This window comes from Streptomyces niveus (assembly GCF_001723055.1).
Lineage (GTDB): Bacteria > Actinomycetota > Actinomycetes > Streptomycetales > Streptomycetaceae > Streptomyces > Streptomyces niveus.
Map to the genome: position 1 here is coordinate 1 of NZ_MDCR01000267.1, position 11,388 is coordinate 11,388.

Annotated in this window: 12 protein-coding genes; 5 read left to right on the forward strand and 7 right to left on the reverse strand. The window is 71.3% G+C overall.

The genetic code is table 11. The features are described from left to right. Window positions 1-225: 225 nt before the first annotated feature. On the forward strand, window positions 226-1,830 hold the full coding sequence (locus BHU15_RS27165) for a hypothetical protein (RefSeq protein ID WP_069629594.1): 1,605 nt from the start codon (window positions 226-228) through the stop codon (window positions 1,828-1,830). Window positions 1,831-1,839: 9 nt separating this feature from the next. On the opposite strand, the gene BHU15_RS27170 is transcribed toward BHU15_RS27165, so the two are convergent. The 3 genes from BHU15_RS27170 to BHU15_RS27180 all read right to left on the reverse strand — a co-directional run bounded on the left by BHU15_RS27170 (window position 1,840) and on the right by BHU15_RS27180 (window position 4,560). Further along, window positions 1,840-3,054, reverse strand: a complete 1,215-nt coding sequence (locus tag BHU15_RS27170; protein ID WP_069629595.1) for an acyl-CoA dehydrogenase family protein — start codon at window positions 3,052-3,054, stop codon at window positions 1,840-1,842. A gap of 9 nt (window positions 3,055-3,063) precedes the next feature. Further along, window positions 3,064-4,086, reverse strand: a complete 1,023-nt coding sequence (locus tag BHU15_RS27175; protein WP_069629596.1) for a phosphotransferase family protein — start codon at window positions 4,084-4,086, stop codon at window positions 3,064-3,066. A 177-nt stretch (window positions 4,087-4,263) separates the two neighbouring features. After that, on the reverse strand, window positions 4,264-4,560 hold the full coding sequence (locus BHU15_RS27180; RefSeq protein WP_069629597.1) for a hypothetical protein: 297 nt from the start codon (window positions 4,558-4,560) through the stop codon (window positions 4,264-4,266). A gap of 144 nt (window positions 4,561-4,704) precedes the next feature. Here BHU15_RS27180 and BHU15_RS27185 point away from each other — a divergent pair, with 144 nt between their 5' ends. The 3 genes from BHU15_RS27185 (at window position 4,705) to BHU15_RS27195 (ending at window position 7,544) form a co-directional block, all read left to right on the forward strand. Beyond that, window positions 4,705-5,664, forward strand: a complete 960-nt coding sequence (locus BHU15_RS27185) for a hypothetical protein (protein WP_069629598.1) — start codon at window positions 4,705-4,707, stop codon at window positions 5,662-5,664. Between the two features lie 69 nt (window positions 5,665-5,733). Further along, the gene (locus BHU15_RS27190) at window positions 5,734-6,888 is read left to right on the forward strand and encodes a sensor histidine kinase (RefSeq protein WP_069629599.1); all 1,155 of its coding nucleotides are present in this window, start codon (window positions 5,734-5,736) and stop codon (window positions 6,886-6,888) included. Beyond that, window positions 6,885-7,544 carry a response regulator gene (locus BHU15_RS27195; RefSeq protein ID WP_069629600.1) on the forward strand — a complete coding sequence of 220 codons (660 nt, stop codon included), beginning with the start codon at window positions 6,885-6,887 and terminating at the stop codon, window positions 7,542-7,544. Before BHU15_RS27190 ends, BHU15_RS27195 begins: the two co-directional genes overlap by 4 nt. 4 nt (window positions 7,545-7,548) lie before the next feature. Here BHU15_RS27195 and BHU15_RS27200 read toward each other — a convergent pair whose 3' ends face one another. From BHU15_RS27200 to BHU15_RS27215, 4 genes are all read right to left on the reverse strand, one after another. Continuing rightward, entirely contained in the window at window positions 7,549-8,466 is a 918-nt protein-coding gene (locus tag BHU15_RS27200) for an alpha/beta fold hydrolase (protein ID WP_069629601.1), read from the reverse strand. A gap of 164 nt (window positions 8,467-8,630) precedes the next feature. Continuing rightward, entirely contained in the window at window positions 8,631-8,948 is a 318-nt protein-coding gene (locus BHU15_RS27205; RefSeq protein WP_069629602.1) for a DUF202 domain-containing protein, read from the reverse strand. Then, window positions 8,948-9,340: a YidH family protein gene (locus tag BHU15_RS27210; protein ID WP_069629605.1), complete on the reverse strand. Its 393-nt coding sequence runs from the start codon at window positions 9,338-9,340 to the stop codon at window positions 8,948-8,950. Before BHU15_RS27210 ends, BHU15_RS27205 begins: the two co-directional genes overlap by 1 nt. 10 nt (window positions 9,341-9,350) lie before the next feature. Then, a complete protein-coding gene (locus BHU15_RS27215; protein WP_069629603.1) occupies window positions 9,351-9,890 on the reverse strand; it encodes an NUDIX domain-containing protein in 540 nt (179 codons plus the stop codon). 92 nt (window positions 9,891-9,982) lie between these two features. Between BHU15_RS27215 and BHU15_RS27220 the strand changes: the two genes are divergently transcribed. Beyond that, a partial coding sequence (locus BHU15_RS27220) for an FAD-binding dehydrogenase (RefSeq protein ID WP_069629604.1) occupies window positions 9,983-11,388 on the forward strand: 1,406 nt, incomplete at its 3' end.

The following is an 11,388-nucleotide window of genomic DNA, read 5'->3' on the forward strand; positions in this document are numbered from 1 at the left end:
CAACGCCGATCCTCCGCCTTGCGATGCACCGCACCAGACGCCGCGGGCCCCGCCCTGCGGGCGGACAGCGCTACGTCGAAGACACGCCCTAGGCCTCTCCGGCGGATCCTCGTGGGCCCGACATGGGTCTTCGGGCCCTCGCGCTGGGTCCGGGGGGCGTCGTTAGCGTTCTGGGCGCCGGGTGGAGACTCCCGGGTGCCGGTGGGAGCGACGACGAGGTGACGTGTGAGACGCAGCGACTGGATACGCCGGGCCGTACGCCTGAACAGGGGGCAGTCCGCACCCGAGTATCTGGGCGTGCTGGCGTTCGTCGCCGTGGTGACCGGGGCGGTCGTCGCGACCGGGATCGGGGGCGACGTCTCCGGGTACGCGCGCCATCACGTCTGCCGCATCGTCAACATGGCGGACGGCGGCGGCGGTTGCGAGCCGGGCGAGCAGCCCGCTGCCGACGAACCCGTCAAGCCCGCCACGGCCTCCGGGGACCGGCCCGGTGAGCCGGCCGGCGACCCGGCCGGCGGGACGCAGGTCGCCGACTCCACCGGCAAGCCCCCCGGCGAGGGGAACGCGCTGCCCAGCCTCTGCTTCGAGCCGCGCGAACGGTCGTCGAACTCGAAGATCTCCGTCCCGGGCAACGGCCCCGTCAGCAAGGCGGCGGCCTGGGGATACTCGTACCTGGTCAACTTCGTCATCGACAAGATCGACAACGAGAAGAACAAGGAGAAGCGGGTCCAGCTCGCCCTCGACGACCTCGCCTACTGCCTGCCCGACTACAACATCGTCATCGCCCAGCCGCACGAGGGAAACCTCCAGCAGATGGACGGCGCGGCCCTGATCGAGACCGTCGAGATCAGCGGCACGACCTACCGCGTCTACGCCTTCAAGACCGGAAAGTTCACCTGGGCCGACGACGCCGACCTCGGCTGGAAGAACCGTGCGTTCCACGGTGTCTTCGACGTCAGCGACGACCGCCGCACCGTCACCTTCCAGGAACCGCCCCGTCCGGAACGGAAGGAGGGCTGGCAGCCCGGCGACGACGGCTGCCAGATCGAGGGCCAGGAGCCGCCCGACCGCGACCGGTACTACAACACGTACTCCCCGCTGAACAACGAGGCGTCGACCCAGGCCGTCCGGATGCTCGTGAACGACCTGCGCCGCTGCTACCCCGACTACAACGTCGTCGCGATGCACTCGGAGCAGCCGTCGCACTGGGTCGACGAGCCCGACTCGTTCGTCCACCGGGGCCGCTACCGCCTCAACTCCCCCGAGTACCACGACGACGAGACCGGGGACGACATCGCCTCGGGCCGGGCCGTGTTCGACGTGTACGTCTTCGACAAGGGCACCTTCAGCAACGACGGCGACGGCGGCTACACCAACTGGGCCTACTACGGCGACTTCACCCGCGACGGCATGGAGGCGGCCTTCGAGCAGCCCGAACCCGCCGACCTGGACGCCGATTCCACCCCCACCGGCACGGGCACGGTCAACTTCAACGACGAGACACCGACGTACACCGAGGGCGGGCCCTACCCCGGCACCGACTACTCCGGCGATGTGCCGGGAGACGACGGCGAGTTGACGCGCTCGCTGATCGAGGAGTACGGCCGCAGCTTCCCCGACACGAACATCATCGCGGTGAAGTCCTTCGACGACATCTCCTTCTCCGGGGTCTCCGGCATCGAACACCTCGCGGTGGTGGACGGCGTCAACGTTTTCGCCGTCGACGAGGGGACCATCGTCAACAACGGGGACGGCGGCTGGCAGAACTGGGGCTTCACCGGCTTCTACGACTACGACCCGGACGAGAAGCAGGTCACCTTCAGGCGGTAGGGCGCGTGCCTACAGGTACTTCTTCAACTCCCGCCGTGCCAGGGACCGTTGGTGCACCTCGTCCGGGCCGTCCGCCAGCCGCAGTGTGCGCGCCGCCGCCCACAGTTCGGCCAGCGGGTAGTCCTGGCTCACCCCGCCGGCGCCGTGCAACTGCACCGCGCTGTCGATGATGCCGACCACCGCGCGCGGCGTCGCGATCTTGATGGCCTGGATCTCCGTGTGGGCGCCCCGGTTGCCGACCGTGTCCATCAGCCAGGCCGTCTTGAGCACCAGCAGCCGCAGCTGCTCGACCGTGACCCGCGCGTCGGCGATCCAGTTCTGGACCACGCCCTGCTGGGCGATGGGCTTGCCGAAGGCCGTACGGGACACGGCCCGCCGGCACATCAGCTCGATGGCGCGCTCGGCCATGCCGATCAGCCGCATGCAGTGGTGGATCCGGCCGGGGCCGAGCCGGGCCTGGGCGATGGCGAAGCCGCCGCCCTCCTCGCCGATCAGGTTCGCCGCGGGGACGCGTACGTCGGTGAAGGTCACCTCGGCGTGGCCGCCGTGGGAGTGGTCCTCGTAGCCGTACACGCTCATCGCGCGCTCGACGGTGAGTCCGGGGGTGTCGCGCGGGACGAGGATCATCGACTGCTGGCGGCGGGTGTCGGCGCCGTCCGGGTCGGTCTTGCCCATCACGATGAAGATCCGGCAGTCCGGGTTCATCGCCCCGGAGATGTACCACTTACGGCCGTTGATCACATAGTCGTCACCGGCGCGCTCGATCCGGGTGCGGATGTTCGTCGCGTCGGACGAGGCGACCTCCGGCTCGGTCATCGCGAACGCCGAGCGGATCTCACCGGCGAGCAGCGGCCGGAGCCAGCGCTCCTTGTGCTCGTCGCTGCCGAACTGGGCGAGCACCTCCATGTTCCCGGTGTCGGGCGCGGCGCAGTTGAGCGCCGTCGGGGCCAACTGCGGGCTGTGGCCGGTGATCTCGGCGAGCGGCGCGTACTGGAGGTTGGTCAGCCCGGCGCCGTGCTCGGCGTCAGGGAGGAAGAGATTCCACAGTCCCCGCTTACGCGCCTCGGCCTTCAGCTCGTCCACGATGGCCGGGGTGTCCCACGGGTCGGCGAGCCGCGACCGCTGTTCGTGGGCGACGGCCTCGGCCGGGCGGATGTGCCGGTCCATGAAGTCCAGCAGCTCGGTGCGGAGTTCCTCGGTACGGGCGTCGAATGCGAAGTCCATGGATCCCGGTCAGCCTTCCTGGAGGGTGGTGAGTCCGTGCTCGATGAAGACGGGGACGAGATCCCCGATGCGCTCGAATCCGCCGCCGACCGTCTGGCCCAGCGTGTAGCGGTAGTGGATGCCTTCGAGGATCACCGCGAGCTTGAACCAGGCGAAGGCCGTGTACCAGGCGATCGCCGAGGTGTCGCGGCCCGAACCGGCGGCGTAGCGCGCGACCAGCTCGGCGGGGTCGGGATGGCCGGCCGCGCCGGCGGTCGTACTGATCGGGGAGCCGGTGATCTCCAGCGGCGCGCTGTACATCACCAGCAGCCCGAGATCGGTCAGCGGATCGCCGAGCGTGGACATCTCCCAGTCCAGGACGGCCTTGATGCGGTCGTCGTCGCCGATCAGGACGTTGTCGAGCCGGTAGTCGCCGTGAATGACGGTCGGCGCGGGGGAGTCCGGCAGCGAGCGGCCGAGGGCGGCGTGCAACGCGTCGACGCCCGGCAGGTCCCGGTTGCGCGAGGCCTCCAACTGCTTGCCCCAGCGGCGCAGTTGGCGGTCCAGGAAGCCCTCGGGGCGGCCGAAGTCGGCGAGCCCCACGGCCGAGGGGTCGACGGCGTGCAGCTCGACCAGGGTGTCGACGAGGCCGAGGAGCGCGGCGCGGGTGCGCTCGGGGCCGAGGGGGGCGAGCTGTTCGGCCGTACGGTACGGGGTCCCCCGTACGTACTCCATCAGGTAGAAGGGCGCCCCGAGCACGTCGGGGTCCTCGCACAGCAGCAGCGGCTCGGGCACCGGCACGGCCGTCGGGTGCAGCGCGCTGATCACCCGGAACTCGCGCTTCATGTCGTGCGCCGTGGCCAGGACATGGCCGAGCGGGGGCCTGCGGACCACCCAGTCGTGCGCGCCGTCGGTGACCAGATACGTCAGGTTCGACCGGCCGCCCTCGATCAGCCGGGCGCTCAGCGGTCCGCCCACCAGTCCGGGGCGCTCGCGGTCGAGGTGTCCGCGCAGCCGCTCCGGGTCGAGTCCTGGCGGGGGACTGGCGCTCATCGGTCGTACCTCCATGGGCGGGCGGTATGGCGGGCGGGGGCGTGGGGAGTCTTCGCCGTTCATGATGCCGACCAGTCGGTATGCCGTCCAGTGCGGGACGGGAAACCGCCGGAGGTGTGACGGGATCGATGGGCCGGGTCCGGGGAGGAGAACCGGACCCGGCGGTGGGCGTCCCCGTCAGTGGTCGTCCCAGTGGCCCTCGTGGGCGGCGTGCCGGTGGCCGTCGTGGATGTAGTCCTTGTGATCGCCGTGCGCGACGGCGGGGTGGCCGCAGCCCTCGCCGTGCCGGTGGGGGTGGCTGTCGTGGACGACATGGGCGACGGGCTCGCACTCGTCCCAGTGCTCGACGTGCTTGCGGTGCAGATGGCCGTCGTGCGCGTAGTCGACATGGTCGCCGTGCCGCACCTCGGTGTGGCCGCAGGTCGGTCCGTGGGTGTGCTCGTGCCTGGCGTGTTCCTGGTGAAGCGGCGTCATGATGTGCACCTTTGCTGTGGTTCAGGGTGATAGGTGAGCGGCCGGTCGGGACGCTACCAGTCCTGTCCGTGATGACGGGTAGGTCCGGTTCGCGTCCCGTAAATCGGATGACCGCACCGGCCGCCCGGTGCTGAACTGGCAGGCATGACCACCGCAGCCACGCCGCCGCCCCAGCCGTACCGCTGGTCGCTGTCCGCGTTCGGCGGCGGCCGGCCCGACCAACTCGGCGCGCTCGCCGCGCGGCAGGACCAGAGCCCGCCCTCCGATCTGGTGCTCCGCGAGCTGACCGCCGTCACCGCCAAGGTCCTCGCCCGCGCCGACGGCGCCGACCTCTGCTTCCTCGGCAGGTCGCTGGACTCGATGTACGACCTGCTGACCGGCGCGCTGGAACACTCGCCCTGGGACGGGCGGCTGCTGCGGCTGCCGGTGTCCTGCATGGCCGACACCGACTGGAGCCCCGCCGCCGGCCGCCGCTTCCGCGAACACCTCGCCTCCGTGGGACTTGAGCCGTACGCCCTCGCGCGCCGCAAACGCCCCATCGCCCTCGTCGACGTCGTCGCGGAGGGGCGGAGCTACGGCACGCTCCACCGCCATCTCGCCGACTGGATCGAGGAGACCCGCGAGCCGTGGGCGGTCATCCGGCGCAAACTCCGCTACATCGCGGTCACCTGCCGCCACAGCACCAGCCCGAACACCTGGCGCTGGCAGCAGGACCCGGACAACGACTGGGTGCGGACCCTGCCGGCCGCCCATGTCACCGACGTGTCCCTGGACGGCCGGGTCTGGTCGTATCTGGCCGACAACCAGGCGAAGGTCAACGGGTCGTTCCCGCACTGGAACTGGTTCGACGAGGAGTCCGTGCTGACGCCCCGCCACCGCCGGCTCGCCCCCGCGCTCGCCGAGGCCCGGTACTTCACCGACGCGGGCCGCGACAGCCACCTGCGCGAGGAACTGATCAGGCTGATGGCCCGTGAACCGGGCTTCGCGGGACGCGAACAGCGCCGTATCGCACTCGCGCTCCGTACGAGGGCGACCTCCCGCACCGGCTCCGGCACCCGCCCCCGCACGGGCACCCGGGCCCGGTACAAGACGGGCAACCGCTAGGCGGACCCGGCCCGTTGGCGAACGCGGACCCGGCGGCGGTGCGGCGCCCAGGTTCACTAAGCTCTTCCGGTGATCAGTCTTCGACGGGCCCCGGAGTTGTGGCGCCGGGTCGACAGTACGGTCTGGTATCTCTCCCTCGGGCTGCTCCTGTTCGCCGGGTCGCTCGTGCCGTCGTTGCGGGGCCACGGGACGGTGCTCGGCGGTGTGCCCGACCGCCCCTACGACGCGGCGGCCGTCGTGGCGGTCGCCCTCCAGTGCCTCCCGCTCGCCCTGTGCCGACGGTGGCCCGTCGTCTGCCTCACCCTCGTGTCGACCGGCTTCGCCCTCGACCAACTCCGCGGCTACCACTCGTTCGCGGGCACCGCGATGGCCGTCGCCTTGCTGGGCCTGGGCTCCCGGCTGGAGCGCCACCGGCGCGCCACCGTGCTGCTGTTCTCCGCCGCCTACGTGCCGTTCGCCGTCGCGCTCCACCAACTCGGTCCGGGCCTGCCGGTCAGCGAGTTCGTGACGTACTACCTGGCGCTGGCACTCATGTGGGGCATCGGGGCGTGGCTGCGCTCCACCCGAGCCAAGGAGGCCGAGCACCGCCGCCGCGTCGCGATCGACACCCGCACCGCCGAACGCACGCGGATCGCCCGCGAACTCCACGACGTCGTGACCCACCATGTGACGGCGATGGTCGTGCAGGCCGAGGCCGCCCGCTGTCTGACCGCCGCGCCGGAGCGCCTCGACGCCACCCTGACCGCCGTCGCCGGCACCGGCCGGCTGGCCATCAGCGACCTGCGGCAGCTGCTCGACCTGCTCAACCCCGACCACGGCACCGGGACCGGGACACCGTCCGTCGGCGGACTCCGCCCGCTCGTGGAACAGACGCGCGGGGCCGGGCAGCCGGTGGAGTTCACCGAGGAGGGCACCCCGGTGGAACCGAGCGGCAGCGCCGACCTCGTGGCCTACCGCGTCGTACGGGAGGCCCTGACCAACGCGCTCAAGCACGACCACGGCGGTCGCACCTCGGTCCAGGTACGCCACGGAGAAGGGGAGATCACCGTGGAGGTCGGCACGGACGGAACCGGCTCACCGGCCGCCTCCCCCGGCGGGAGCGGCCGGGGCCTCGCCGGTCTCCGCGAGCGGGTCGACGCCCTGGGCGGCGACTTCAGCGCGGACCCGCTCCCGGGCGGCGGCTTCACCGTGCGGGCGCGCATACCCGAGAGGAGCGCGTCATGAGCACGCCCGTCCGGGTCCTGGTCTGCGACGACCAGATGATGGTCCGCACCGGGCTGGTCACGATCATCGACGCCCAGCCCGACCTCGAAGTGGTCGGCGAGTGCGGCGACGGACGGACCGCGGTCGACCTCGCGGGTGAACTGACCCCGGACGTCGTGGTGATGGACGTACGCATGCCGGTCCTGAACGGCATCGAGGCCACCCGCCTGCTGGCCGGCGCCGGGGTGACACACGCCGTCAAGGTGCTCGTGGTGACCACGTTCAACCTGGACGAGTACGTCTACGAGGCCCTGCGCGCCGGGGCGAGCGGGTTCCTGCTGAAAGACGCGCCACCGGCCCAACTGCTGCACGGCATCCGGACCGTGGCGACGGGCGCGGCACTGCTGGACCCCGAGGTGACGCGCCGGCTCGTGGGCGTGCACGCCGCCCGGATCCGGCCCGTGGAGCGCACCCCGGACGATCTTCCGGTGACCCCTCGCGAACTGGAGGTCCTGCACCTCATCGCGGACGGACTCTCCAACAGCGAGATCGCCGCGACCCTCCAGATCAGCCAGGAGACCGTCAAGACCTTCGTGTCGCGCATCCTCAGCAAACTCGGACTCCGCGACCGCGTCCAGGCCGTCGTCTTCGCCTACCGCCACGGTCTGGTCACCTGAGCCGCTACGCGTCGGCCGCCCGCGAGGCGACGCGCCGTATCGCCGCGACCGCCACATCCGGCTCGTCGAGGTAGATGTAGTGCTCGCTGTTCTCGGCGGAGCTCAGCTTGCTGCTGCCCGACACCGCGAGCCACTGCTCCTGCCCCCTCGCCCACGCCCGCTCCAGCCCCGCCCCGTACTCCGGAACAGCCGCGAGATACCGCTTCCCGTGCTGGATCACCTCCACCGGAATGTCCCCCGCGGAGCGGACCTTCCCGTCGGGGACCACGAGCTTCTCCGGGCTCTCACCCCGGAGGACCGCCAGCGTCTGGTCCCGCAGCCCGACCGCGTCGCCGGTCGCGGACTGCGGGATCTCCTCGTTGAGATCGGCGCTCTGCGTCGGTGACGTGGCGTCCATCAGGACCAGCCCCTTGACCTTGTCCTGGTGGTCGGGTGCGTACCTGGCGGCGATCAGTCCGCCCAGCGAATGCCCGGCCAGCACGACCGGCGCGTCACCGGCGACCTGCTCGATCACCGACGTCAGCACCTTCCCGCCGCTTTCGAGACTCTGGGGCCCGTCGGGCTGGTCGCTGGCGCCCGCGCCGAGCCGGTCGTAGGAGCACGCCCGGTCCTTCTCACCCAGCGTCTTCTGGAGGGCGGCCAACTTGTCCAGCCCGTCACCGCCCCCGTGCAGCAGGACGACGACCGGCCTGCCCTCCACCGGATCACCCGAACACGACACATTGACCGACCGTCCGTCGGCCTTGATCTTCTTGGTACCGGTGAACGAACCCTTGCCGTCCGCCCCGGCACCGCCGGTGGTCGAGCTCGCGGACGGATTCTTCGAATCCGCGGTTGAGGCTTCCTGGCAGCCGACAAGTGCCGCACCGGCCACGACACAGACCAGTGCCATCGCGACGGATGCCCTGCCATTGCGGATCATGTTGCTCTCCTCGTGGGGGAATCGCCGCGGACCGAGCGCCGCGGCTGCACCGAACGCTACGGATCCGGCCGCCGCGAATCGTCACCCCACAGGGGACACCTGCGCGTAGCTCGCACGGGGGACAGACCTCCCTCACCTGGGGGTCCCGTCGCCCGGGCTTCCGCTCAGAGCACGCTCACGCCGAACGCCGCCAGGCACACCACACACACCACCGCCGCCACCCCCGCGCCCACCGGCAGCGCGCGCGGCTCCGCCGTGTCCAGCGCCACCATCCGCCCGTGCGCCACCCACAGGAACGCCAGCCAGACGAGCACGCTCAGCACCGCCGCGACCACCCCCGCCACCGTCACGTCGCCCCGGATGACCTGCCGGCCCGCGAGCACCGCCACCACCGTGTACGTCAGCGTCGTACGCCGCCAGGCCAGCCGGGTCCGCTCCGGCTGGAGGCCCGGGTCCCGCGTGTCACCCGGCGGGCTCCCCATCAGCGACTCCCGCCCGCCAGCACCACGACCAGCATGATCACGGCGACGGCCGCCACCGACAGACCCAGCAGCGTCGGGAAGGCCGTCACCGGCAGATCCTCGCCCCGGCGCATCGCCCGCTCGCTGCGCACCCACTGGCTGATCGCCCGCAGCGCGCTGAGCGCGCCGATCGCGAAGAGCACCACCGCCAGCCCCACCCTGACCGCCCAGCGCAGGTCCGGCAGGAACTGGTCGACCGCGAACCCGCCGCCCACCAGGGCGAGCGCGGTACGGATCCAGGCGAGGAACGTGCGCTCGTTGGCGAGCGAGAAACGGTAGTCGGGTGTCGTGCCCTCGTCACTGATCCGCCGGGGCGCGAACCACAGGCGCAGGCTCCGCACAAAGTCGATCACCCGTCGCACCCTACGCATCCGACGCGCGGGCCGCCTTCAGCCGCTCGTACGCGGCCAGGCCGTCCGGCGTCCACGGCCGCCCACCGTCGCCGGCGTCCTCGGCCAGCCGCCGATCCAGCTCCGCGTCCGTGAGGAACGCGTGCCATTCGATCTCCTCCACCTGCGGGGAGACCGGCAGCACACAGCGGACCTCGTACACCCGCGACCACCACGACAGCCCGCCGTCCGGGGTCTCGTACAGGAACGTGAACACCGGTACGGGGCGCGGCAGGCCCGACACCCCCAGCTCCTCCTCGGCCTCGCGCAGCGCCGCCTCGTCGTACGTCTCGCCCGCGCCGACCACCCCGCCCACGAACATGTCGTAGCGGGACGGGAAGACGGTCTTGGTCGCCGTCCTGCGGTGGACGAAGATCCGGTTCTCGGCGTCCCGCGCCAGGACGAAGACGCAACGGTGCCGCAGGCCCTGCGCGTACGCCTCACCGCGCGAGGCCTGCCGTACGACGTGGTCGTGCTCGTCCACGATGTCGATGATCTCGTCAGAGCTGCTCATGCGGGACAGCCTGGCACGCACGGCCGGTTGACTCGTTACCGGCCCGTACGGAAGATCGGACCACCTCAGTCGCCCCGAGAAGGTGGGAACCCATGGCGTACGACGCCGACGTGATCGTGATCGGCGCGGGACTGGCCGGTCTTGTCGCCACCGCCGAACTCGTCGACGCCGGGCGCTCGGTGATCCTGCTCGACCAGGAACCCGAGGCGTCCATAGGCGGACAGGCCCACTGGTCCTTCGGCGGGCTGTTCCTCGTGGACTCGCCCGAGCAGCGGCGGCTGCGTGTCAAGGACAGCCGTGAACTCGCCCTCCAGGACTGGCTCGGCACGGCCGGCTTCGACCGCGACGAGGACCACTGGCCGCGCGAGTGGGCCGAGGCGTACGTCGACTTCGCCGCAGGCGAGAAGCGCTCCTGGCTGCGCGAGCGGGGCGTGCGGTTCTTCCCGGTCGTCGGCTGGGCCGAACGCGGCGGCTACGGCGCGCGCGGGCACGGCAACTCGGTGCCGCGCTTCCACATCACCTGGGGGACCGGCCCCGGCGTCGTGGCGCCCTTCGAGCGGAAGGTGCGCGAAGGCGTCGCCAAGGGGCTGGTGACCTTCCGCTTCCGGCACCGGGTCACCGGACTCGCCGCCACCGCGGGCGCCGTCGACACCGTCACCGGCGAAGTGCTGGAGCCCAGCGACGCCGAACGCGGCACCGCCAGCAGCCGCGTCACGACGGACACGTTCGAACTCAAGGGCCAGGCCGTGATCGTGACGTCCGGCGGCATCGGCGGCAACCACGACCTCGTACGCGCCCAGTGGCCGGAGCGCCTCGGCACTCCGCCCGAGAAGATGCTCTCCGGCGTGCCCGCCCATGTCGACGGACTGATGCTCGGCATCACCGAGCGGGCCGGCGCCCACCACATCAACCGGGACCGGATGTGGCACTACACGGAGGGCATCGAGAACTGGAACCCGATCTGGGCCAGGCACGGCATCCGGATCCTGCCGGGCCCCTCGTCGCTGTGGCTCGACGCGCGCGGCCGGCGGCTGCCGGTCCCCCTGTTCCCCGGCTTCGACACGCTCGGGACGCTCGACCACATCATGCACTCCGGCCACGACCACACCTGGTTCGTCCTCAACCGGCGCATCATCGGCAAGGAGTTCGCCCTCTCGGGCTCCGAACAGAACCCGGACCTGACGGGCAAGTCCGTGCGCGACGTGATCAACCGGGCGCGCCTGGACGTGCCTGGACCGGTGAAGGCGTTCATGGACAACGGCGCCGACTTCGTCGTGGAGAAGGACCTCGCCGCGCTCGTACGCGGCATGAACGCGCTCACCGACAAGCCGCTCATCGACGAGGCCGAACTGCGCCGGGAGATCACCGCCCGCGACCGGGAGGTCGCGAACCCGTTCACCAAGGACCTCCAGATGACGGCCGTACGCGGGGCGCGCGCGTTCCTGGGCGACAAGCTGATCCGTACGGTGGCGCCGCACCGCGTACGGCCGTCATCTGG

What these genes read in the sequence shown, in the direction of transcription:
- BHU15_RS27170 (WP_069629595.1), bottom strand. Translation starts at nt 3,054, where the DNA reads ATGGACTTCGCATTCGACGCCCGTACCGAGGAACTCCGCACCGAGCTG.
- BHU15_RS27175 (WP_069629596.1), bottom strand. Translation starts at nt 4,086, where the DNA reads ATGAGCGCCAGTCCCCCGCCAGGACTCGACCCGGAGCGGCTGCGCGGA.
- BHU15_RS27180 (WP_069629597.1), bottom strand. Translation starts at nt 4,560, where the DNA reads ATGACGCCGCTTCACCAGGAACACGCCAGGCACGAGCACACCCACGGA.
- BHU15_RS27185 (WP_069629598.1), top strand. Translation starts at nt 4,705, where the DNA reads ATGACCACCGCAGCCACGCCGCCGCCCCAGCCGTACCGCTGGTCGCTG.
- BHU15_RS27195 (WP_069629600.1), top strand. Translation starts at nt 6,885, where the DNA reads ATGAGCACGCCCGTCCGGGTCCTGGTCTGCGACGACCAGATGATGGTC.
- BHU15_RS27200 (WP_069629601.1), bottom strand. Translation starts at nt 8,466, where the DNA reads ATGATCCGCAATGGCAGGGCATCCGTCGCGATGGCACTGGTCTGTGTC.
- BHU15_RS27205 (WP_069629602.1), bottom strand. Translation starts at nt 8,948, where the DNA reads ATGGGGAGCCCGCCGGGTGACACGCGGGACCCGGGCCTCCAGCCGGAG.
- BHU15_RS27215 (WP_069629603.1), bottom strand. Translation starts at nt 9,890, where the DNA reads ATGAGCAGCTCTGACGAGATCATCGACATCGTGGACGAGCACGACCAC.